22 protein-coding genes are annotated in these 22,824 nt (G+C 48.0%); 1 reads left to right on the forward strand and 21 read right to left on the reverse strand.

Annotated features, from left to right (window positions below):
* Window positions 1–158: 158 nt before the first annotated feature.
* From spoIIID to ASL11_RS07130, 17 genes are all read right to left on the reverse strand, one after another.
* Window positions 159–449 carry a sporulation transcriptional regulator SpoIIID gene (gene spoIIID, locus ASL11_RS07050; RefSeq protein WP_056611628.1) on the reverse strand — a complete coding sequence of 97 codons (291 nt, stop codon included), beginning with the start codon at window positions 447–449 and terminating at the stop codon, window positions 159–161.
* A 247-nt stretch (window positions 450–696) separates the two neighbouring features.
* Complete coding sequence (locus tag ASL11_RS07055; protein WP_056611631.1) at window positions 697–1,434, reverse strand: M23 family metallopeptidase; 738 nt, start codon at window positions 1,432–1,434, stop codon at window positions 697–699.
* 82 nt (window positions 1,435–1,516) lie between these two features.
* Window positions 1,517–2,563 carry a stage II sporulation protein D gene (gene spoIID, locus ASL11_RS07060; protein ID WP_056611634.1) on the reverse strand — a complete coding sequence of 349 codons (1,047 nt, stop codon included), beginning with the start codon at window positions 2,561–2,563 and terminating at the stop codon, window positions 1,517–1,519.
* Window positions 2,564–2,758: 195 nt separating this feature from the next.
* Window positions 2,759–4,078, reverse strand: coding sequence for a UDP-N-acetylglucosamine 1-carboxyvinyltransferase (gene murA, locus ASL11_RS07065; protein ID WP_056611637.1), 1,320 nt, complete (start codon window positions 4,076–4,078; stop codon window positions 2,759–2,761).
* A gap of 198 nt (window positions 4,079–4,276) precedes the next feature.
* On the reverse strand, window positions 4,277–4,537 hold the full coding sequence (locus ASL11_RS07070) for a DUF1146 family protein (protein ID WP_063795496.1): 261 nt from the start codon (window positions 4,535–4,537) through the stop codon (window positions 4,277–4,279).
* A gap of 19 nt (window positions 4,538–4,556) precedes the next feature.
* Window positions 4,557–7,091: a S8 family peptidase gene (locus tag ASL11_RS07075; RefSeq protein ID WP_056611640.1), complete on the reverse strand. Its 2,535-nt coding sequence runs from the start codon at window positions 7,089–7,091 to the stop codon at window positions 4,557–4,559.
* A 451-nt stretch (window positions 7,092–7,542) separates the two neighbouring features.
* Entirely contained in the window at window positions 7,543–9,054 is a 1,512-nt protein-coding gene (locus tag ASL11_RS07080) for an NADH-quinone oxidoreductase subunit N (protein ID WP_056611644.1), read from the reverse strand.
* A gap of 4 nt (window positions 9,055–9,058) precedes the next feature.
* A complete protein-coding gene (locus ASL11_RS07085; RefSeq protein WP_056611647.1) occupies window positions 9,059–10,681 on the reverse strand; it encodes a complex I subunit 4 family protein in 1,623 nt (540 codons plus the stop codon).
* Window positions 10,671–12,593 (reverse strand): NADH-quinone oxidoreductase subunit L, encoded by a 1,923-nt coding sequence (gene nuoL, locus ASL11_RS07090; protein WP_056611649.1) that lies wholly within the window; start codon window positions 12,591–12,593, stop codon window positions 10,671–10,673. The genes ASL11_RS07085 and nuoL overlap by 11 nt, the downstream gene beginning before the upstream one ends.
* A gap of 15 nt (window positions 12,594–12,608) precedes the next feature.
* Window positions 12,609–12,920: an NADH-quinone oxidoreductase subunit NuoK gene (nuoK, locus tag ASL11_RS07095; protein WP_056611652.1), complete on the reverse strand. Its 312-nt coding sequence runs from the start codon at window positions 12,918–12,920 to the stop codon at window positions 12,609–12,611.
* 2 nt (window positions 12,921–12,922) lie between these two features.
* Window positions 12,923–13,453 carry an NADH-quinone oxidoreductase subunit J gene (locus ASL11_RS07100; RefSeq protein ID WP_056611655.1) on the reverse strand — a complete coding sequence of 177 codons (531 nt, stop codon included), beginning with the start codon at window positions 13,451–13,453 and terminating at the stop codon, window positions 12,923–12,925.
* Window positions 13,446–13,898 (reverse strand): NADH-quinone oxidoreductase subunit NuoI, encoded by a 453-nt coding sequence (nuoI, locus tag ASL11_RS07105; protein WP_056611658.1) that lies wholly within the window; start codon window positions 13,896–13,898, stop codon window positions 13,446–13,448. Before nuoI ends, ASL11_RS07100 begins: the two co-directional genes overlap by 8 nt.
* A gap of 104 nt (window positions 13,899–14,002) precedes the next feature.
* Window positions 14,003–15,007, reverse strand: a complete 1,005-nt coding sequence (nuoH, locus tag ASL11_RS07110; protein ID WP_056611661.1) for an NADH-quinone oxidoreductase subunit NuoH — start codon at window positions 15,005–15,007, stop codon at window positions 14,003–14,005.
* On the reverse strand, window positions 15,007–16,107 hold the full coding sequence (locus ASL11_RS07115; RefSeq protein ID WP_056611664.1) for an NADH-quinone oxidoreductase subunit D: 1,101 nt from the start codon (window positions 16,105–16,107) through the stop codon (window positions 15,007–15,009). Before ASL11_RS07115 ends, nuoH begins: the two co-directional genes overlap by 1 nt.
* A gap of 3 nt (window positions 16,108–16,110) precedes the next feature.
* A complete protein-coding gene (locus tag ASL11_RS07120) occupies window positions 16,111–17,046 on the reverse strand; it encodes an NADH-quinone oxidoreductase subunit C (protein ID WP_082595310.1) in 936 nt (311 codons plus the stop codon).
* On the reverse strand, window positions 17,043–17,561 hold the full coding sequence (locus tag ASL11_RS07125; protein ID WP_056611667.1) for a NuoB/complex I 20 kDa subunit family protein: 519 nt from the start codon (window positions 17,559–17,561) through the stop codon (window positions 17,043–17,045). The genes ASL11_RS07120 and ASL11_RS07125 overlap by 4 nt, the downstream gene beginning before the upstream one ends.
* On the reverse strand, window positions 17,546–17,911 hold the full coding sequence (locus ASL11_RS07130) for an NADH-quinone oxidoreductase subunit A (protein ID WP_056611827.1): 366 nt from the start codon (window positions 17,909–17,911) through the stop codon (window positions 17,546–17,548). The genes ASL11_RS07125 and ASL11_RS07130 overlap by 16 nt, the downstream gene beginning before the upstream one ends.
* A 220-nt stretch (window positions 17,912–18,131) precedes the next feature.
* Between ASL11_RS07130 and ASL11_RS36335 the strand changes: the two genes are divergently transcribed.
* Entirely contained in the window at window positions 18,132–18,296 is a 165-nt protein-coding gene (locus tag ASL11_RS36335; protein WP_157256841.1) for a hypothetical protein, read from the forward strand.
* Window positions 18,297–18,409: 113 nt separating this feature from the next.
* Here the strand turns inward: ASL11_RS36335 and ASL11_RS07135 are convergent, their stop codons facing one another.
* From ASL11_RS07135 to atpA, 4 genes are all read right to left on the reverse strand, one after another.
* Window positions 18,410–18,814, reverse strand: coding sequence for a F0F1 ATP synthase subunit epsilon (locus ASL11_RS07135; RefSeq protein WP_056611670.1), 405 nt, complete (start codon window positions 18,812–18,814; stop codon window positions 18,410–18,412).
* A 55-nt stretch (window positions 18,815–18,869) separates the two neighbouring features.
* Window positions 18,870–20,267 carry a F0F1 ATP synthase subunit beta gene (gene atpD / locus ASL11_RS07140; RefSeq protein WP_056611673.1) on the reverse strand — a complete coding sequence of 466 codons (1,398 nt, stop codon included), beginning with the start codon at window positions 20,265–20,267 and terminating at the stop codon, window positions 18,870–18,872.
* Between the two features lie 48 nt (window positions 20,268–20,315).
* Complete coding sequence (gene atpG / locus ASL11_RS07145) at window positions 20,316–21,173, reverse strand: ATP synthase F1 subunit gamma (RefSeq protein ID WP_029195659.1); 858 nt, start codon at window positions 21,171–21,173, stop codon at window positions 20,316–20,318.
* A 125-nt stretch (window positions 21,174–21,298) separates the two neighbouring features.
* Entirely contained in the window at window positions 21,299–22,813 is a 1,515-nt protein-coding gene (atpA, locus tag ASL11_RS07150) for a F0F1 ATP synthase subunit alpha (RefSeq protein WP_056611676.1), read from the reverse strand.
* Window positions 22,814–22,824: the final 11 nt, after the last annotated feature.

Below are 22,824 nucleotides of genomic sequence, written 5' to 3' on the forward strand. Positions count from 1 at the left end.
CTAAACCTACCGTCCATCCCGTGAAGAATCGGCGCTCTGATATACAGTTCTAATTATAAGCTAAATTCGCTATAAATGCATGTTTTCCTCTTTTTCCGTGAAATTTCGACACGTCCAGTTATAGGAAACACAGGAAACATCTCGGGATGAAGGGTATCTTAGGACTTAACCGTAACCAGGATTTCGGAAAGCTTAGGATTACGGGTCTTACGATACTTAATTTTTGTCGCTTCTCCTCCCCTAAGGTGCCGAATTGACTTGTGATACTCCAAAATGTGCTTCACCTGATTGGCCAGGTCTGGGTTGATTTCCGGTAGTCTTTCCGTCAAATCCTTATGCACTGTGCTTTTGGAAACGCCGAATTCCTTAGCAATGGTGCGAACCGTATTCTTGGTCTCGACGATACAGGTACCAATCTTAATGGTTCGCTCTTTGATGTAATCGTGCACTCCCCTCGCCTCCCTACTCGAGATAGTTTGGTAAAGTATATGAGGGGCATGACTAGATATTCTACGTAACCAAGCCTGACAAGCTCATTTCCCATATTTATTTTCAAAATAATATCAGGAAACCAGCTTTTGGCGCCCAAACCGGTCAAATGTGCAAGAAAAATGTGAAAAAGCAGCAGGAATATACCCGCTGCCGTTCACTGTATGTAGGCTTTAGCCCCATGTATCGTAATGCTCGAAATGCTGCTTATTGCTTGACGTTCAAGAGGTTTTCCGGGTTAACGGCTGCATTGTCGCTAACTTGACGTACTTCAAAGTGTAAATGCACGCCATCTTCCTTCTCGAAATCGTTGCTGCCTGCTTTGGCGATGATATCGCCTTTCTTCACTTCTGCACCCTTCGTTACCTTCACATCAGATAAACTTTGGTAAATACTGATTAAACCGTTGCTGTGTGTAATCTCAACTAGCTTACCTACAACAGGGCTTTGCTCAACGGCTGTAACTTTACCACCTAGTGCCGCAAGTACATCGAATGCTGCGCCATCTTTAGCTTTCAAGTCAATTGCCGTGTGCGGTGTCAGTTGATCGAGGTATTCGATCATGGCCGCTGCCTTCACATCGTTGGATGCATTCGTGTCATAGTAAGGAATTGCCACTTCGACTGCAGCTCTGTCTTTCACAGGCCATTGCATGGCTTCCGTGGTTCCGTTAACCGCGAGAGCCCCATCATGTGGTGCTTTCGGATTATCGGTTTGTTCGCTACTGCTAACCTTAAGACCCGGATCATCTAGGCTGACTGTTTTCGTTCCTGCTCCCTGGTACACCCACATTAAGGTTAAGATAATTGCTGCTGCTGCCACATACGTCGCTGGGAATACCCATTTCTTAGCAAGCAACCTCTTCCATGCAGATGTTGGACCTTGTGCTCCTTGAACAGTTTTAGGAGCTTCTTCTTTCTGAAAACCTTTGTTATTATCACTCATGGTTATCACCTCATCAACCATTCTTGACACTTTACAAGGTTTTATACTTCCAGAAAGATATTTTTATAGAAACATTACAAGTTTACGATTTGTTGAGAAAAGAAGCTGCATTTTCAATAGAGATGCCCGTGTAATAATAGGTTACGATCTCCTCCGCGGTTTTCCCTTCTTTCGCCATACCGTTGGCGCCCCATTGACTGAGACCTACTCCGTGGCCGTATCCGAACGTAGTAATCGTGATTTGAGCGCCCGCCCATTTCCAAGCGAATTGAGAGGATGCTAGACCTAGCTTCTCTCTTACTTCGCGACCTGTGAATACCTTGCCTCCTATCGTCATGCTTTTAATCCGATGTCCGGTAGACCAAGAGAGTACTTTCATCCCTTTGGCACTGGTATCTGTCGTTGAGATACTAGCTACACCTAACTTCTGAAGCATCGTCTTATAGCTAATCGTGACACTTTCTTGATAGCGAGAGGACAGCTTAATATCCCATGGACTAGGTACGCTGCGTAAATAAGGACTTGCGAACGGCCAATATTCTTCCGAATTCTCGGTATACCCATTGCTTGTTGAGAAAAAAGTCGCGTTGATCGGTACATGTCCATAAGTAAGTATCTTATCTTTGGTCTCATTGACGGCTCTATCAATTTTGGCCATATTCGTTTCGTACTTGGTCTTGTCCCACTTCGTCCTAAGCTCTTGATCCGTCAGATAGGCTTGATGGGCTGTCGTGTCTGTCACTAGCGCATCATTCACGGGCATATTGCTATAATCCTTCTCTATGACTCTACGCACAACATAGGTTCTCGCCGCCATCGCTTGCGCCTTGAGTGCCTCTAACTCGAAATCTACGGGCATTTCGGCAGCTAGCACACCTCTTACATACTGTTCTAGTGGAACGGTTTGCACGATGGCCTGCTTCGTCAAATACACGGGAATCATCAACCCTTGTTGACCGCTAGTCTCTTGCAAAGTTGTGCCTTCAATGGGGATCGGGTACACCTCGTCGGTCGGAATCTTCTTGACTAGCAATCCAGGCACGATGATAGTGACACACAACATGGAAGATAAGCAAACAGCCATCCACAGGATGACTTCTTTTCTGAGCACGCGTTTCTTTTTGAACATATGTCTGAGCAGCCTCCATTAGCGCGTTTACTAGCAGCAATTTTGGTATGTCTTAGCTTATGAGAGGGGTTGCTAGAATAGAACTCGAACGAGGCAGGTAAGTAAGTTGATAGGATCCAGCTGCAGGGTAGGTATAGAGGTAGACTCAAAAAAAAAAAGAACCATCAGGTCCGTTCCCTGATGGTTCCTCTTGTCTTACGCTAGCGTCGGCTGGATATTGAAAAATCCAAGCTCCGCCACTTCTTGCTCAATTTCTTGTGGGACCGAGCGATAGATATCGGCACCTAGTTCACGCAGAACGTCAGTGATATCGACATAGCCACGATCAATGTGATGGACACCCGTAATCTCCGTCTCACCCTCAGACGCCAATGCCGCGAGAATGAGCGCTGCACCAGCTCTCAGGTCTGTTGCACATACCTTAGCACCACGCAGTTTGGAATTACCGCTTACGATCGCTGTGCGACCGTCCACTTTAATGTTTGCATTCATATTCGCGAATTCTTCCACATGCATGAAACGGTTCTCGAACACAGTCTCCGTTACAAGGCTCGTTCCGTCCGCTACCATCAACAGTGCCATCATTTGCGACTGCATGTCGGTTGGGAAGCCAGGATACGGCAACGTTTTCACGTCTACCGCACGCAACGGACCTGTAGCTCGAACGCGAATGCCGTTCTCATCTTCTTCAATCGTTACACCCATTTCCTGCATTTTGGAAATGACAGGACGAAGGTGGTCTCCAATCGCACCCTCCATATACAGCTCACTGCCTGTAATAGCTGCAGCGATCATGTATGTGCCGGCTTCTACGCGATCTGGGATCACCGTATGTACGCAACCACGAAGCTTCTCTACACCCTCAATACGAATAACACCCGTTCCCGCACCGCGGATCACAGCGCCCATCGCATTCAGGTAGTTAGCCAAATCAACAATTTCCGGCTCTTTTGCCGCATTTTCAATCGTTGTTGTACCTTCCGCAAGCGTTGCAGCCATCATAATGTTCTCGGTTGCACCTACGCTGGCGACATCCAAATAAATCTTGGCACCCTTCAGGCGCCCTTTCACTTTAGCTTCGATATAGCCTTGACCCAGTTCAATATCGGCACCCATCGCTTCAAAGCCTTTGAGATGCTGGTCAATCGGTCTTGTGCCAATCGCACAACCGCCTGGAAGCGAAATTCTCGCTTGACCCAACCTAGCTAACAAAGGACCCATCACGAGGAAAGAGGCTCTCATTTTACGGACTAGATCATAGGAAGCTTCACAGGTATTAATCTGCCTAGCTCTTACTCGAATCACCTGACGGTTGTATTCGACTTCAATTCCTAAGCTTTGTAATACTTTATTAATGACTAGTACATCGTCAAGGGGAGGCGCATCATGGATGACGCTTTCACCTTCCGACCCCAGAATGGAAGCCGCAATAATCGGCAGTACCGCATTCTTTGCTCCGTTGATTTTTACATTGCCAGCTAGCTTTCGGCCACCGCGGACGATAATTTTGCTCATCATGGTCCCTCCGCGCACTTATTTTAAAAGACAGGTTTTGCACATTTCCTAAGTTTATCATTTGGAGCCACATAGTTACAACTGTGTTCTTTTGGCAGTCAGAGATGCCCTACATAGAGTTCGAAGCGTCATGTGATTTTCATTCCGTTCTATTATCCATTGTTGACAACAAACTTCCGCATTATTCGGAAAATCGCATTAAAACATCTTACTGAAGCTCATCGAGAGACCTAAATACTGAATGAAAAACCCTGCAACCAGTTGCCCGAGTCCGATCGAAAGTAAAATTTGCAGCATAATCGCTTGTGCGCCTTTGGGCCTTCGCAGCAAAACATCAAAGCGGAACGCTTGTAGCGACCACCACGCCAACCCGATGCAAAGAATATAGACAGCTATACTAGCCATGTTCATCAACGACGCGTATTGCGCCACTTCACTCCATTTGTCCGTCTCGCCCATAGGTCACTCCTCTTCAATTTTACCGATTTACAACTCTCGCCAGCAAAGTCACAAATTCAGCCCGTGTTGCCTGATCTTCTGGATGGAAGGTTCCATCGGGAAATCCGCTGATCCAACCATCTGCCGCCATCTGTTTGAGAATGCCTACACCCCAATAAGATTCACTCACATCGCTAAAAGGTGCATTGCCTCTCAGCTTCCCTGTCATATTCATACTGCGCGCAAGCATTTGTGTCATTTCCATACGGGTCAGCTTGCCGTCGGGTTTAAATGTCCCATCTGGATAACCATCTACGATGGAGGCTTGAACGGTTTTGGCTATATCGTCGTAAGCCCAATGTGAAACGGCTAAATCGCTGAATCGCAAATCCTTGCGTTTCGATAAACGCAAAGCACGAGACAGCACGGTAGCCGCTTCAGCTCTTGTAATGGATTGATTCGGTGCAAAACGATAATTCCCGTAGCCGCTAATCATCCCTTGCTCGGTAAGCTTGCTAATGGCATCTTGTGCCCAATGTCCAGCAATATCAACATACCCGCTGACCAGCCCATAACTGTTCAACTGTAAGCGATACATCTGACTCATGAACCACTGGTTCGCCTGGAGTTTAATATAATACGTTCCTTCGGGCAACGGCTTCTCGAAATTAAGCTGACTCGAACCACTGTCACTACGATAGGTACCTTCTTCCTGCAACGAGTTATTATACAACGTCGCATACAACGTACGAGAGGTAGGAATATTCGTCAATCTGATCTGGGCCAAACTATCGGAAGTCAATCGGAACTCGAACCAATCAACGTCTTCATTTTTACTAAAAACACCTTCATACCCTGCATTCATCGCAGCAAAAGTAGCCTGATACGATTTGTCATTCGGTTCGTTCGCATCAATCAATTTAGGCGTATACTCTATCTCTAACGTGTATTCACCCGTAATCGGTCCGGTATAATCCTTCACATTACTAACACGAATATAATATTGCCCAGGAAGCACTTCCATCTGAGAGCTCACTTCGATACCGCCATCGCCCGCTTGATCGATCGTCGTGGACTTCTCCCCTTCTTTCTGGAAAAGAAGCATTGGATCAATCCGCCCCGTATCCGTAGATAGTCTGAGGCGCATTGTGCCCGAGTGTTCAAGCGTGAGTGCGAACCAATCGATATCTCCTTTTTCATGAAACGTGCCTCGAATGGTCTGACTGCGTTCTGGCAGTGTAAAAGCTTTATACTGCTTATCATTATCCTCAAAAGGATCCGTATAAATAACAAAATCCGTTCGCAACGTGTAATTAAGCAGTGTCTTGCGTGCTCGATCAACATTCTCCAACTGCACGTAGGTAATGCCTTTGGTCACAGCTACAGTGAACGACTGGCTTCCCTCAGCAGCTCCACTAGCCGCGACAAAACTCTGTCCAGAATCAATATTCACACGAATACCTGCGCCGTCCTCGGGCTGTACTGCTAACTGAATATAACCGTCGTAAGCTGCATCAATCGCATACCAGTCTTGGTCCTGCCCTGAGCTGAGGTTCGTTTTGACTACCGTATGATTAGGAAGTGAAGCGGCCTGACTCGCAAGATCATTCGGCTCGAAGCGATCTTGCTTATAAGGCTCCGTCAGTGCCTTTTCGATATTCAATAAGCCATAACCCGTCTTAGCGTCCCACCCTCTGGACATTAAGTCCGTGGCTGTTTGCTCGAGCTGTGAGCGTACTTGATACGCCGACATAGCCGGATATTTCCCCCATACTAGTGCAGCTGCGGCTGCCACTTGTGGCGCAGCCATTGAGCTTCCATCTTGATACTGGTAGCCACCGCCAAGCGCCGTCGTGTAGACGTCCCATGGCGCCATAATATCGAGCTCTGGGCCGTAATTTGATCGTGGATCAGCCTGTTTATTGGTGCTCACACCGCCAACAGAAAGCACAGTTGGATACGCCGCGGGATATTTCACACTCGTGCTTTCATTACCAACAGCGGCGACGAGCAAGACATTGCGATCCTCTGCGTATTGCACAATACCTGCCAGATAATCCGAGTATTTGTTCAATCCCAAGGAAAGGACTACGATTTTCGCCCCGTGATCCACGGCATATTTAATGCCTTCACCCAGCTTAGCTTCACCGCCAGTTCCATCTGCTTCAAGTGCCTTGATTGGCATAATTCTGGCATTAGGGGCAATGCCCGCGATGCCTTTATCGTTATTAATCGCAGCGGCAATCAAGCCGGCTACGTTCGTTCCATGTCCATTATCATCAAAAGGCTTCTTCGAAGCCTGCAGCAAGTTCACACCATCCACTAAATTGCCAGTTAAATCTGGATGTCCAAGGTCAACGCCTGTATCAACCACGGCGACAACGATCGGCGTACGGGCATCACCTGCCGCAGCCCATGCTTGGTCAACGCGAATCATATCCAGATAAGTTTGCTTCACTCTCATGGGATCCGAAGACACCGCATAAGCCGCATCTACGTTAGGCACGAAACCCGTTAGTCCTAAGACTAGCATAGTCATCAATATCATGGGGCCTACGTATCTAAAAGTAGTCATCACATCAGGTCCTTTATCCCAAATTGAATCTCTTTGTCATTTACTTACCACATAAGAAAGTATACGTTTTCGGTGTTCGAAAACAGCTTTGTTATTGGCGATAAAACTTACATCTCCTGGGGTCCCCATAAAGTAATCGGACTTTGCTTCGAAGCTTATCGTCACTTTGTGGGGTGGAATAGCGGTCGCTCATCTTCGAGGCGCCTCGAAAAAAGTTTTCTCATATATCTATACCATATTAAACATCTTCTCGATACCTATAACGGTTCATCTTCGCAAAAAGTTCAGATCTTAGTAAATATTTTTTAAAGTATTTTCTGGGAGTTGCCCGTAGCTCATCTAAATAATGTAAATATTGGGTCATCGGACCTATTCGCCTTTATTTCCGGGGAAATGAGATGAAAAAAAGCCCTCCCTACATTTACGTAGGAAAGGCTGCTTAGGGTACAGATTATTGGATGATAAAATCCTTCGTCAAAGTAAAGACGCTCTCGATGCCTTTCAGTACCAAGTGCGGAACCACACCAAGCGCTACGCTGATTAGCGCACATAACCAAACGGTTATGCCTAACGGCACGGACACTTTGATCGCGGCTGGCTCGTAATCGCTGCGCATGAACATTTGACGCACGATGCTGAAATAGTAGTAGAACGAAACAACGCTGGTTGCGATCATTAGAGCACCAAGCCAGTATTGCTGCGTCTGCATCGTTCCTAAAATAATGTAGAGCTTACCGAAAAATCCGCCTGATAACGGGATACCAGCTAAGGAAAGAATAATCAATACCATCGCCACAGCTGTTAAAGGTGCGCGATAGTACAGACCCGCGAAGCCTTTGGCTTCGGTATGACCTTCAGCCTGCTCGATAATCATCAATACAGCGAAAGCTCCGATGTTCATAAACATATACGCGATTAAGTAGAATATGAATTCCGAGAAATTAGCATAATGCGTGGCCGAAAAGTACGTTCCAATCGGAACGAGCAGATAACCTGCATTGGCAATTCCCGAATAGGCGAGTAGCCTTTTCATATTCGTTTGCTTCAGCGCAATGAAATTCCCCACTACCATCGCAATAGCCGCCATAACGGAGATCGCTAGGAATACATCAGATTGCAATTTACTCTCTCCGAAGTCGCTGAATCCGAACAAGACATAGAAGACACGGAACAAGATGGCGAATCCGGCCGCTTTGGACACGACAGCCAAAAATGCCGTAACCGGTGTTGGCGCACCTTCATAAACATCTGGCGCCCAGCTGTGGAAAGGTGCGGCGGCAATTTTGAAACCGAATCCTGCCAGCAGTAAGAAGAAAGCAACGTAGAGCAGCGGCTCGTACGATGTTACCAATGTAGGAAGGGCTGCGCCAATCTCTTGCAGATTCGCAGAACCTACCATCCCGTACAGGAAGGACATGCCATACAGGATAATCGCGGATGAGATACCTCCCATTACCAAGTATTTGAATGCTCCTTCATTGGATTTCTTGTCTTTCTTCTTCATAGCTACCATGAGGTAAGAAGTGATACTCAGCAATTCCAACCCGACATAGAGTGTAATCAAATCACCCGAAGACGACATGATCATAGCCCCTAGCGCTGCAGGCAAATAGAAGTAATAATACTCTCCGACATGCGGGATGCTATCCTCTTTCACGAAGCCTAAGCTCATAAAGACGATGAGTCCCGTACCGACAAGGGTACATAATTTAAGTAAGTTCGAGAAGTCGTCAACGCGATAGCTTTGATTCAAGAGTTGAATCGCTTCGTCCGGATTCAGCTGCAAGACAACGAACACGGCAGAAATCCCGATGCCGACCAGGGTCAACCATCCGATAAGCGAACGACTGAATCGGTTCGGCAGAACCAAATCCAAGAGAGATAGGATGATCGCGGTAGCAACCAGCGCAAGCTCAGGGAGCAGATACGATAAATCACTAGCATGGAGTCTAATCTGTTCCACTGGACTAACCTCCTATCTTCCCGGCTACGCTATGGATCAATTGATCCAAGCTGCCAATGGTTTGTTGAAGCGGCTGACTCAGCACGCTTGGGTACACGCCCAGCAAGAGAATGAACGCGACCAAGGTAATCATCGGCACAGCCTCGATGAGACGCGCGTCGCGCATCCCTTGCTGCAGTAAGCTCGGCTGCTTAGGGCCGAACGTGATGTTCAGTACCCCACGCAGCACGTAAACCGCTGCGAAGATAATACCCAGTGTACCGACAATCGCGTACACACGGTGGGTTTCAAAGAGTCCGACGAACGCGAGGAACTCACTGATGAAGCCGGATAAGCCTGGCAATCCGAGCGAGGCCATGCCCCCAATCAGCAGAATACCGCTGATGAAGGGGATATTGCGAGCGAGACCGCCCAAGCGATCGAGCTGTGTGGTTTCGGTTCGCTCGTAGATGCTGCCGACGAGCAAGAACATCAGGGCTGAAATCAGACCGTGTGAGATCAGCTGGAACACGGCGCCTTGCAGACCTGCAATGTTGAATGCAGCAAGTCCCAACAGGACGATGCCCATGTGGCTGATACTCGAGTAGGCGAGCACGAGTTTGAAGTCCTTCTGGACCATCGCGAGCAGCGCGCCGTACACGATGTTAATGACACCGAGGAGCGCGAGCACCCACGCCCATTGCTGAGCTTCCGCCGGGAAGAACAGAATGCCGAAACGGATAAGGCCGTAGGCCCCCATTTTGAGCAAAATCCCGGAGTGAATCATAACAACAGCAGGCGGAGCCTCTGTATGTACTTTCAGCATCCACGTATGGAACGGGAAGATCGGCAGCTTGATCCCGAAAGCGACCAGCAGCATGATGAACACGGTCCATTTCATGTTTTGACTCATAAAGAATGGCGTACCGCTCTGATTCACATAAGCCTCAGGGGCCTGCAATAGATTGTGTGCAATCGTATGAATGTCGCCGCTGTAGTAAATGATAGCCTCTGTCTGCGATGGATCTTGGTTAAATCCTGCAGTCGTAACTAGAATAAGGAAGGCAATCAGCATAATTGCTGAGCCAAGACCGTTATACAGCAAGAAGCGGTTTGCCGCTTGCTCTCGGTTCATATACCCCCAAATTCCGATCAAGAAGAACATCGGCACGAGTGTAATTTCGAAGAACAGGAAGAACAAGAAGAGATCCTGTGCCATGAATACACCGAACATCCCCGTTTCTAGCAAGAGGAACAAAATGAAATACGTTTTCCATCGTTTCTTGATGTAAACAGACGCTAATGCGGCCATCGACGAAATCAGCGCCGTTAGAAAGACGAGCGGCAACGAAATGCCATCGACAGCTAACGAATATTTAAACTCGAAGAAGAATTGTGTAATTTGTTGAATACCCTCGTGGTTTAAAGGGACTTTGATCCAATCGAGCTGTTCTTTGTACTGTAGTGGATCCCCTTGATAGTTATAGTCCACATACAGCCATGCCGCCAAAATCAGCGGAATCAGCGTCGTGACGATACCTACCGTTTTGATCAGACGTCCACGATCACCCCGAAGGAAGAGCAGGACGAGCACACCAAGCAGAGGTGAGAAGGCAATCATACTAAGAATGGGTAAGTTAGCCGGCATGTATGAACCTCCTTCCTGCAATGGCAAGTGCCAGAATCAGCATCCCGAGCAGCATGATGACCCCGTAGGACTGCAGTTGACCATTTTGGAGTCGGGAGCCTAAGCGTCCAAGACTAACCACGGTGAAAGCAACTAAGCGTACAATCCCGTCAATAATGTAAATATCAATCAATTCCAGGATATAGCCTAGACCCCGAAGCGGTTTGACTACAATGACATCATAGATTTCATCAATGAAATATTTACGGTTAAGCAACGTGTATAACCAAGGCACTTTACCCGAAATAATGTCCCGAGGGATCGTGCGTTTGAGGTACATCAGATAACCCAGTCCAATTCCTAACAATCCAGCTAACGTAGACAAAATAATAACCGTCCAATTGGCCGTCTCCTCATGCTCCTGCCCTGTCAGCCAGTGACCCAGCCATTCGTTGAATGGTGTATTCACGAAGCCTGCAACTACAGCAAGCACAGCAAGCACGATAAGCGGTGTCGTCATGGAAGCCGGTGATTCGTGCGGCTCATGCGCGTGATCATGCTCATGATCATCGTGATCCTCCGAAGCCACTGCTTTCGGTCTAGGCGAGCCCATAAACACGAGGAAGAACAGGCGTGACATATAGAAAGCGGTGAAGAATGCCGCAATCACACCGACCCAGAACAGAAGCTGATTATGCTCGAAAGCTTCGGTGAGAATCATATCCTTCGACCAGAAACCTGCGAATGGGAAGATACCGGCTAATGCCAGCGTTCCGATCGCGAAGGTCCAGGTTGTAATTTTCATTTTGCGGGATAAACCGCCCATTTCATTGATGTTCTGCGTATGTACCGCGTGAATCACACTACCTGCACCCAAGAAGAGCAGCGCTTTGAAGAAGGCATGTGTAAACAAGTGGAACATTCCTGACGTAATTGAAACGCCAATCCCTAGCGCCATCATCATATAACCGAGTTGACTCACCGTCGAGTAAGCGAGAATCCGCTTAATATCGTTCTGTGCAACACCGATTGTTGCTGCAAAAATGGCGGTGAACCCACCGACATAAGCAACGACCATCAACGCATCCGGTGAAGCATGGAAAATGTCGAACGTCCGTGCCACAAGATACACCCCAGCAGCAACCATCGTTGCAGCATGGATTAGCGCCGAGATCGGCGTTGGCCCTTCCATGGCATCAGGTAACCATGTGTGCAGCGGGAATTGCCCGGATTTACCCATCGCCCCGATGAAAATCAGAACAGCGATCCACGTGACGATCGTAGGGTCGATTTTGCCCGTGGTGAAGGCATTATGTATCGATGTGAAATCTAGCGCGTGCCCTGGCATGTAGAGATACAACAGCAGGATCGCGATGAATAGGCCCACATCCCCGATGCGGGTGACGATGAATGCCTTTTTGGCGGCAGCCTTCGCCTCTGGCTTGAAGTACCAGAATCCGACAAGCAAGAAGGAACATACCCCTACTAGCTCCCAGAAGATGTAAAGCTCCAGCATATTTTCAGAAATTACAAGACCTAGCATGGAGAAAGAGAACAGCGCAATATAACCGAAAAACACGTGAATACGCTCGTCGCCTTTCATGTAGCCTTTGGAATAAATGTTCACTAGCAGCGAAACCAGCGTGACGATGACGAGCATCAGGGAGTTTAGATTGGTGACCTCAAACCCCATTTTCAGCGTAAAATCGCCCACTTGCAGCCAATTCATTTTATCCCATGTAAAATCCTCAACATTGCCGCCAATTCGCTCCACAAAAATGAGCAAAGCCACAATAAACGAAAGCAGCATCGCAAAAATGCTAATGTAAATCCCTAAATCTTTCAGTTGACGCCCCATTGCCGTAAGCGCTAGAAAAGCAAGCAACGGAAACAATGGAATGAGCCAGGCGTACTGTGAATAGTCCGATACCATAGCCTTGTTAGCCTCCTAGCGCTTCATAGAATCCAAATCTGTCACTTCAACGGTGCCTTTATTTCGGTAAATCGTGATCAATATCGCAATCCCCACAGCCGCCTCTGCAGCTGCAATCGTAATGTTAAAGAGGGAGAAGATATGCCCCGTCAATGCTGGGTGATCTCCTAGTTTCGAGAAGGCAATCAAATTCAAATTCACCGCATTGAGCATAAGCTCGATGGAAAGCAAGACAATGACTCCGTTTTTCTTCGTTAATGCACCGTACAGTCCAATGCAGAATAGGATCGCCGCTAATGTAAGATAAGGAGTAATTAAGTTACCCAACGCTAATCCTCCTCTCTCTTCGCGACTACGATGGCACCGATGAACGCTACCGTCAGCAGTACGGACATGATTTCGAAGGGAATGACATGTACGTTATACAGCAGCTTTCCGATTTCGAGCGTATTATCCTTGCCAGCATCCAATGTCCCCGAAGAGACGAAGGTCGATTTCTGAATCGCATAGAACAACACGCCGAACAATCCCACAGCGCCAAGAATGGCCAATCCTTCATGCCATGGACGTTTAAGTCCCTCGTCTTCACCCTGTCTATGCTTCGTCATCATAATGCCGAAAATCATCAGAATGGAGATAGCACCGGCATAAATCAAGACCTGCACGAAAGCGACAAACTCTGCTTCAAGGATGACATACAGGCCAGCCAAGCTGATAAACGTGAGAGCTACTGCAACAACCATGTGCACGACTTTCGTAAAAGAGATCATAAAGATCGCCCCGCCGATCGCGAGCAACGCGAAAATGAAGAACGCCCAACTCGTACCGCTGGATAAGAAATCGCCGAGTCCACTAAACATCTTTCTTCGCGCCCCCTTTAGGCATCGCAGAATTGTTCTCTTGACGAATGTTTTGGGTGTTGTTGCTCAGCCACTCCATATTTTTGAACAAATCATCCCGACTATAGCTGCTGAGCTCAAAATTATTCGTCATCACGATGGCTTCTGTCGGACACACTTCTGTGCACAGGTCGCACAGGATACAAATTTCGAAGTTGATGTCATACGTATCAATGACCTTCCCCTTTTTCTCAGGGTCTGGGTTCGCTTTTCCAGTTAACGTAATACACTCCGTCGGGCACACACGCGCACATTGATTGCACACAATGCATTTCTCGGGATCAAAATATTGAATACCACGAAAACGATCCGGCATTTTAATCGGAACTTCCGGGTATGCGTACGTTACTTTCTTCTCAGTCAAATGCTTGAACGTGAAGCCTAAACCTTTCATAATGCCCTTCATGTGTTTCAACTCCTTCAAGTTTTGCGTTAGCAAAACTAACTTCGAAAGCATGGACTTAAAGTTTTGCGGAGGAAGATCCGACCAAGATCAGCTTTCTTGCTTGTTTAGAAGATGGTCATGATAATCGCCGTCACCAGCATGTTGACGAGTGCCAGTGGAAGCAGCACTTTCCAGCCGAACCCCATCAATTGATCAATTCGAACACGTGGCAGTGTCGCCCGCAGCCAGAAGAGGAAGAACACGACCGATGAGAATTTCAACAGGAACCAGATAACGCCTGGTATGAAATCAAGGAATCCGAATGGCGCATGCCATCCACCAAGGAAAATCAGACTCACCAGTGAAGCAATGACGAAGACGTACACATACTCGGATAGCATGAAGAAAGCGAAGCGGAAACCGCTGTATTCCACATGATAGCCCGCAACGAGCTCAGATTCTGCTTCTGGCAAGTCAAACGGCGTACGATTAAGCTCCGACACACCTGCAATCACGAAAATAATGAAACCCAGGATCTGCGGAATGAAATTCCAGTGCCAGAAACCGCCTGTTTGATGATCAACAATCGTATGCAGATTCAGGCTGCCCGTCATCATAATTACACCAACAACCGAAATAACTAACGGAACTTCATAACTAATCATTTGAGCTGCCGAACGCATGCCGCCCAGCAACGCATATTTATTGTTGGATGCCCAACCGCCTAGAATAATTCCGATGGTTGAGATCCCTGTCAGTGCCACGTAATAAAGCAATCCCACATTCAAATTGGCACCAAACATCCGATCCGAGAACGGAATGGTCGCAATGATCGTAAAGGACGGGATAAAAGTAATGATTGGTGCGAGTATGAAAAGCTCACGCTCAGCTTTCTTAGGGATCGTATCTTCCTTAATGAGAAGCTTGAATACGTCGGCGACGCTTTGCAGCAGCCCAAAAGGTCCTGTCCGGTTCGGTCCGATCCGCAGCTGCATCCAGCCGATGACCTTACGCTCGAAGTAGATCGCATAGGTAACGAACCCCAACACGAGCATGAGCATCACGATGCCCCAGAATAGGAATACGAAGAAGTTCGTCCATGTCAGACTCTCCTCCAATAAATTGACCATTAGGCATCCACCTCCCCAACGACAATATCGATGCCGCCCAGAATCGTAATTAGATTGGTCATCGATTCCCCAACCAGAAGCTTGGGCAGGATTTGCAGATTCACGAAGGACGGTCTGCGAAATTTCAAACGGTACGGTTCTTGCTTACCTCGGGAAATAATATGACAGCCTATTTCCCCACGTGGAGACTCAATTGCTGCGTAAATTTCGCCTTCTGGCGGGCGAATGACTCTAGGCACTTTGCCCATCGTTTCGCCACCCTCAGGGAACACGTCTAAGGCTTGTTCCAGGATGCGAAGGGATTGTTTGATTTCTTCCATACGTATCAAATAACGGTCATAGCAATCCCCGCCACTGCGCACAGGCACATCGAACTGGAAGCGGCTGTACAGGCTGTAGGGCTGCGTTTTGCGAATATCCCAGTCAACACCCGTACAACGCAGGTTAGCCCCGCTAAGGCCATACGCAATGGCTGTCTCAGCGTCATATTTGCCTACACCCTTAATCCGTGACAGGAATATCTCATTTCCAGTGACAAGCGTGTGATATTCTTCTAATTTGCCGTACATATACGGCACGAATTTCCGTACCTTCTCGATCCAACCGTCTGGTGCGTCCCACTTCACGCCACCTACACGCATGTAGTTGTATGTTAAACGCGCGCCACACAGTTCGTTGAAGAGATCGATAATGATTTCACGGTCACGGAACGCATACAAGAACGGGCTCATTGCACCGATATCCAGCAGGTAGGTTCCCCACCACACCATGTGTGAGGCGATCCGTTGCAGCTCCATCACGATTAAGCGAAGAAATTCCGCTCGTTCGGGCACTTCGAGTTGCATCATTCTCTCTACAGCGTTAACTAACGCGTAGTTGGTCGTCATCGCCGATACATAATCCATTCGGTCTGTATACGGGATGATTTGGGTATAGCTGAGGTTCTCAGCCAATTTCTCTGTTCCTCTATGTAAGTAACCCATAACGGGTATGGCTTCTCGAATGACTTCACCATCCAGCTTTACAATCACGCGGAAAACGCCGTGTGTACTGGGATGCTGAGGACCAACGTTTAACAGGAGCTCTTCTGTCCGTAACACGTGCTACACCTCCGGGTCAAGCGGTTCGTAGTCTTTGCGCAGTGGATGACCCACCCAATCATCAGGCATCATGATCCGTACTAAGTTCGGGTGGCCAGGGAAGTCGATGCCGAAAAGGTCAAAGGCTTCGCGCTCGTTCCAGTTGGCCGTCGGCCAGACATCAGCTACCGAAGGTATGCTAGGTTGCTCACGGTCTGTCTTCACCTTCACACAATACTCATGCTTGTGTGTGAGGGAAAGCAGATGATACGCCACCTCAAGGTGCGTTTCTTGGTCTACACCGGAGAGATTGCGCAAGTAATCGCAGCGCAGTTCTACGTGATCACGAAGCGTCAGCGCGGCCTGCGGCCAGCGCGAGCTGTGAATGATGACGTAAGGACGATGCGCGTCCCTCTCGTTGATGAAAGCTTCGACGACGGCGTCTTCGCCTGCCTCGGCCTTCAGGATCGCGACCAGCCGGTCCAGCAGCGGCTGGTTCGGTGAAGGCTCCTTCGGCGCGGCTGGATCCGCCGATTCGGGCTTCGCTCCGCGTGCTGCGGCTCGCGCGGCACGGGCTTCTGCGGCGGCCTGGGCTTTGGCCGCCTTCTCTTCGTCAGTGCCAGCGTCTGCAGACGCTGGCGTTGCTGCTCCGGCGGGCGCAGGCTCGCCCGCCTCTGTGGCCGCGCGCGCTGCGAGGCGCGCGGCTCTTGCCGCGGCGCGCTCTGCCGCCGCGTCGGTGACGGCTGGCGTGCTTGCGCCAGCAGGCGGCTCGCTGACTTCTGCTTGGCTCTCCGAGCTTCCTACCTTCGGATTCGTTTCCACAACTTCCGTTTTGTTCTCAACCGGTGGGCTCCCCGCTTTAGCGGGCTCGCTGCCTACCACTTTGCCTTCCTCTTTTCCATCCTCACCAACAGGAGGAGTCGGAACCGTGGTTTCTTCCGGCTTGTTCTCCTCGCTCATCGATTGATCACCTGCTTCCCAGTCTTCGCTTCATAACGAATCTTCTCTTGAAGCTTATTGATGCCATAGATCAGCGCAGCTGGATTCGGCGGACAACCTGGGATATACACGTCCACTGGTACGATTTGGTCGACACCCTTCACGACCGAATACGATTTCACATACGGTCCGCCTGCTGTTGCACAGGATCCCATCGCGATAACCCACTTCGGTTCAGGCATTTGTTCATAAAGTCGGCGCAACAAAGGAGCCATTTTCTTCGTAACTGTCCCTGCAACAATCATGACATCTGATTGCCTTGGTGACGTACGGAAGATGACTCCGAATCGGTCTAAATCATAGTGAGAACCGCCTGTTCCCATCATTTCGATTGCACAACAAGCCAAGCCAAAGGTTAATGGCCAAAGCGAATTACTGCGAGCCCAAGCTTTTACCTGCTCCAGTGTTGTCATAAATACATTACGGTTTATTTCTTCCCGTTCCTCGGGAGAGATTGATTCTAGACTGAAGTCCATCGCAGCACCTTCTTCTTCCAAGCGTATATTAATCCTATGGCAAGCAAGGCTACAAAAATACACATTTCAACTAATGCGAATAATCCAAGCTGATTAAAGGCAACTGCCCACGGATAGAGGAATACGGTCTCCACATCAAAGATGACAAACATCAAAGCGTACAAATAATATCGAATGTTAAACCGGATTTGTCCCTCACCTACAGGTTCGTTCCCACTCTCATACGTCGTATACTTCTCATCGATGGGTTTACTCGGTCTTAACCATTTGCCAATCGTCAGCGCTGCTATGGGAAGGAAAATACCTAACCCTAGAAAAACCGCTACGATTACATAGTTATTTGTATACATCATGTGAATGTAACCGCCTCCATTTCTTATTTGCATTCCTTACGATCTCGATAGTTTTGGTAATAATCACCTTTATTAGTATAACAAAAAGGGGTTTGGGCGTCGACATTAATTCTTTTCATATATGAGTAGCATTTCACAGAAGTGGGTAATACTATTCACTGGGCATTCTAGTCTTGTCCAAATTTCCTATTTTGATAAGCGAAAGGAATGATTTCTTATGGCAAATGCATCGAACGCTAATCACCAACATAGAACCAATGACAAGGTTACCGAAACCGGCCGCTATCGCGATGCCGATGGGCAAAGCATCGAGCTAGTTGCAGGTCAAACGTTCCCTCCATGCCCTAAAACAGGAGAATCCACAGTCTGGCATCATGCTTAAAAAGGAAATTATCAACGAGCTGTTCCTCTCCTCCGAGAGGGGCAGCTTTTTTCTTCGCCATTTCAAAGCAAAAAAGCGGAAGAACCGAAGTTCCCCCGCTTTATTTCATCTATTTATTTCCCGGACACACCGATACGATTTAATGCTCTTTGTAAGGAAGCTTCAGCACGTTTGAAATCTACGTTATCTTGCTTCGTTTCTGCAAGACGTTTCTCCGCACGCTCTTTCGCTGCTCTCGCACGATCGATATCAATTTGTTCAGGCAGCTCGGCGCTTTCCGCCAAAATAACCACCTTATCCTTGCGCACTTCCATGAAACCGCCGTTCACTGCGATGACTTCGTCTTTGGAGCCCGCTTTCTTCACAGTAATCGGAGCAATTCTAAGTGGAGTGACCAATGGAATGTGATTCGGCAGAATTCCAAGCTCCCCTTCAGCACCCTTCACGCTAACCATGTCAACTTGTTCAGCGTACACTTTGCGCTCCGGTGTTACAATTTCCAGTAGGAATGTACTCACTTGGATTCTCCTTCCTTAGAGTTTAGCAAAAGCTGATCTTAGCAAGATGCCAAGCTTACAGTGTTTTTGCTTTCTCGATAGCGTCCTCGATCGTTCCAACGTTGTGGAAAGCTACTTCAGGAAGGTTGTCGTGCTTACCTTCAAGAACTTCTTTGAAGCTGCGCACGGTATCTTTCATTGGTACATACAAGCCTGGGAATCCGTTGAACGGCTCAGCAACGTGAAGCGGCTGAGACAAGAACAGACGAAGACGACGCGCACGAGTAACGACCAATTTGTCCTCATCAGACAACTCATCCATACCCAAGATCGCGATGATATCCAGAAGCTCTTTGTAACGTTGAAGAATTTGTTTAACGCCTTGTGCTACTTTATAGTGCTCTTCACCAACGATTTCTGGTGTTAAAACACGGGAAGATGATGCTAGTGGATCTACCGCAGGGAAAATACCTGCAGCCGCGATGCTACGCTCCAAGTTCGTTGTTGCGTCCAAGTGAGCGAAAGCCGTTGCTGGAGCCGGATCCGTATAGTCATCGGCAGGAACGTAAATCGCTTGAATGGAAGTAACGGAACCTTTTTTCGTGGAGGTAATACGCTCTTGCAATTGACCCATTTCTGTCGCTAGGGTTGGTTGGTAACCTACCGCTGAAGGCATACGGCCTAACAAAGCGGAAACCTCGGAACCTGCTTGTGTGAAACGGAAGATGTTATCGATGAAAAGAAGAACGTCTCTTCCTTCTTCGTCACGGAAATACTCAGCCATTGTCAAACCGGACAAAGCTACGCGAAGACGCGCGCCTGGAGGCTCGTTCATTTGACCGAATACCATCGCTGTTTTTGCAATAACGCCGGAGTCTTTCATCTCGTGGTAAAGGTCATTACCTTCACGAGTACGCTCACCAACGCCCGCAAATACGGAGATACCGCCGTGCTCTTGTGCAATGTTGTGAATTAGCTCTTGCATCGTTACCGTTTTACCTACGCCGGCACCACCGAAGAGACCAATTTTACCACCTTTTGCATAAGGAGCCATCAAGTCAATAACTTTGATACCTGTTTCAAGAATCTCTGATTTTGTCGACAAGTTGTCGAATGCAGGAGCTTCTTTGTGGATCGGGCTAGTAAATGTACGGTCAACCGTTTCGATACCATCGATCGGATCGCCCAATACGTTAAATACACGACCTAGTGTTGCTGCACCAACCGGTACAGTAATCGCTGCGCCAGTATCTGTTGCAACGGCACCACGTACAAGTCCATCTGTTGAGGACATTGCTACGCAACGTACGAGGTTGTCACCAAGGTGAACAGCCGCTTCAACCGTCATAGTGGACTGTTGTCCACCTTCGGTTCTTTCAATTTTGATTGCATTCAGAATTTCAGGGAGTTGTCCGCGTTCGAACTCAATGTCGACGACAGGCCCTGTAATATTCACAACGCGCCCTTTGCTCATGGTTTCCCTCCTAAGTAAAGCTTGTGTCTCCATCGAGACCGTTTATCATTATGCGTTCGCGTTTGCTCCAGCGACGATTTCCGAAATTTCTTGCGTAATCGAAGCTTGGCGTGCACGGTTGTAAGCCAATGTGTAGCTGCTGATCATCTTCGTTGCATTCTTCGTAGCGGAGTTCATCGCTGTCATTCTCGCGCCAAACTCACTTGCTTTACCTTCCAGAACAGCACTGTAAATAAGCGTCTCAGCATATTTAGGGAGCAGTACTTCCAGAACGCCTTCCGGTGACGGCTCATACTCATAGCTAGCTGCAGCCACGCCGGATACATCTTCCATAGGAAGCAGACGAATCATGGTTGGAATTTGGGTAATCGCGTTTTGGAACTTGTTGTAAATCAGGAACAGTTGGTCATACGTACCGTTAACGAAATTAGCAACCGCTGCTGTTGCAACAGGCTTAATATCCGAGAATTTAGGCGTATCCGGAACACCGGTTACTTCTTCAACAATCGGAATATTTCGTTTCGAGAAGAAATTGCTTCCTTTACGTCCGATTACGAAGACGGAGTACTCAGCTGTTGATTTATGATTTTCACGAATTTCAGTCATTGCTTTACGCAACACGTTGGCATTGTAACCACCAGCTAGACCACGATCGGAAGTAATGACCAAATAGGCCGTTTTCTTCACTTCACGTGACTGTAGCATCGGGTGCTTCACGCCTTTAGTGCCAGCTGCAATGCTTGCAACCACTTCTTTCAACTTCTCGGAGTACGGACGTGCCGCTTCCGCTGATTGCTGTGCTCTACGTAAGTTAGCTGCTGCAACCATTTCCATTGCTCTCGTGATTTGCTTCGTGCTTTGTGTGGATTTAATTTGGCGCTTAATCTCGCGCATTCCTTTTGCCATACCTGCTCACCTCTCTTTTGAGGCTTAAAAAGCCTTCATTCGAAGACCTGAATTCAGGCGTCCGCCTGCCCAGGATTCACATGGTAGCAAGAGCTTCACTTGACATGAAGCTCTTCCTTCATGATTTATTCAGAAACAGCAAAGCTCTTTTTAAATGTATTGATTGCGTCAACCAATGCTTTATCGTTATCCGCAGTAATATCTTTCGTATCACGAATGCTATTCAAAACTTCAGGACGGTTAGATTCCAAGAAAGCCAAGAATTGTGCTTCGAAACGCGTTACGTCTTGAACTGGAATATCATCCACATGACCTTTGACAACCGTGTATAGGGAAGCAACTTGCTTCTCCAAAGACATTGGTTGGTGAACGCCTTGTTTCAAGATTTCAAGCGTACGAACCCCACGATCCAAACGAGCTTTAGTCGCTCTATCCAAATCGGATCCGAATGCGGCAAACGCAGCAAGCTCACGATATTGTGCCAAATCCACACGAAGTGTACCCGCAACTTTTTTCATCGCTTTCGTTTGAGCGGAGCCCCCTACACGGGATACAGAGTTACCAACGTTAACCGCTGGACGCTGACCGGAGTAGAACAAATCGGATTCCAAGAAGATTTGACCATCGGTGATGGAAATTACGTTCGTTGGAATGTAAGCTGAGATGTCGCCTGCTTGTGTCTCGATGAATGGAAGCGCCGTAATGGAACCGCCACCTAGCTCATCGTTCAATTTCGCAGCACGCTCTAGCAAACGGGAGTGCAAGTAGAATACGTCCCCTGGATAAGCTTCACGACCTGGTGGACGACGGAGCAAGAGGGACAACTCACGGTATGCGGCAGCTTGTTTGGACAAGTCATCGTATACGATAAGAACGTGCTCGCCTTTGTACATGAAGTACTCAGCCATAGCACAACCGGAGTATGGAGCTAACCATAGCATCGGTGAAGGCTCGGAAGCGGAAGCTGTTACTACGATTGTGTAGTCAAGCGCACCAGCAGCACGAAGGGTTTCAACAACACCTACAACTGTGGATTGTTTTTGACCAATTGCAACGTAGATACATTTAACGCCATTGCCTTTTTGGTTGATGATTGCGTCGATCGCAATCGCCGTTTTACCTGTTTGACGGTCACCAATGATCAACTCACGTTGACCACGGCCAACTGGTACCATAGCGTCAATCGCTTTAATACCTGTTTGCATTGGTTCATGTACGGATTTACGAGCCATTACGCCTGGAGCCATGTTCTCTACAGGGCGGAATGCTGTTGTGTTGATTGGACCTCTGCCATCGACAGGTTGACCCAAGGAGTTAACTACACGACCTAGAAGTTCTTCACCAACTGGAACCTCCATGATACGGCCTGTACGTTTAACTTGGTCTCCTTCGCGAATATCACGGTAAGGTCCAAGAATAACGATACCTACGTTGCTTTCCTCAAGGTTAAAAGCATAGCCTAGTACGCCGCTCGGGAACTCAAGCAGCTCGCCTGCCATAACGTTTTCCAAGCCGTGAGCACGAGCAATACCGTCACCTACTTGAATGACTGTACCTACATCAACTACTTGGATATCGGAATTATAGTTTTCGATCTGTTGTTTAATCAATGAGCTGATTTCTTCAGGTTTGATACTCAACGAACTTCACC

Origin of the sequence: Paenibacillus sp. Soil750 (genome assembly GCF_001428045.1) — a bacterium.
Lineage (GTDB): Bacteria > Bacillota > Bacilli > Paenibacillales > NBRC-103111 > Paenibacillus_E > Paenibacillus_E allorhizoplanae.

Coding starts and splice junctions, on each gene's coding strand:
- ASL11_RS07130 (WP_056611827.1), bottom strand. CDS start 17,911: ATGTATACAAATAACTATGTAATCGTAGCGGTTTTTCTAGGGTTAGGT.
- atpD (WP_056611673.1), bottom strand. CDS start 20,267: ATGAGCAAAGGGCGCGTTGTGAATATTACAGGGCCTGTCGTCGACATT.
- ASL11_RS36335 (WP_157256841.1), top strand. CDS start 18,132: ATGGCAAATGCATCGAACGCTAATCACCAACATAGAACCAATGACAAG.
- ASL11_RS07100 (WP_056611655.1), bottom strand. CDS start 13,453: ATGTTTAGTGGACTCGGCGATTTCTTATCCAGCGGTACGAGTTGGGCG.
- ASL11_RS07070 (WP_063795496.1), bottom strand. CDS start 4,537: ATGGGCGAGACGGACAAATGGAGTGAAGTGGCGCAATACGCGTCGTTG.
- ASL11_RS07125 (WP_056611667.1), bottom strand. CDS start 17,561: ATGGACTTCAGTCTAGAATCAATCTCTCCCGAGGAACGGGAAGAAATA.
- murA (WP_056611637.1), bottom strand. CDS start 4,078: ATGAGCAAAATTATCGTCCGCGGTGGCCGAAAGCTAGCTGGCAATGTA.
- nuoL (WP_056611649.1), bottom strand. CDS start 12,593: ATGGTATCGGACTATTCACAGTACGCCTGGCTCATTCCATTGTTTCCG.
- ASL11_RS07075 (WP_056611640.1), bottom strand. CDS start 7,091: ATGACTACTTTTAGATACGTAGGCCCCATGATATTGATGACTATGCTA.
- ASL11_RS07120 (WP_082595310.1), bottom strand. CDS start 17,046: ATGAGCGAGGAGAACAAGCCGGAAGAAACCACGGTTCCGACTCCTCCT.
- ASL11_RS07055 (WP_056611631.1), bottom strand. CDS start 1,434: ATGAGTGATAATAACAAAGGTTTTCAGAAAGAAGAAGCTCCTAAAACT.
- atpG (WP_029195659.1), bottom strand. CDS start 21,173: ATGGCAAAAGGAATGCGCGAGATTAAGCGCCAAATTAAATCCACACAA.
- ASL11_RS07085 (WP_056611647.1), bottom strand. CDS start 10,681: ATGCCGGCTAACTTACCCATTCTTAGTATGATTGCCTTCTCACCTCTG.
- nuoI (WP_056611658.1), bottom strand. CDS start 13,898: ATGAAGGGCATTATGAAAGGTTTAGGCTTCACGTTCAAGCATTTGACT.
- spoIID (WP_056611634.1), bottom strand. CDS start 2,563: ATGTTCAAAAAGAAACGCGTGCTCAGAAAAGAAGTCATCCTGTGGATG.
- nuoH (WP_056611661.1), bottom strand. CDS start 15,007: ATGGTCAATTTATTGGAGGAGAGTCTGACATGGACGAACTTCTTCGTA.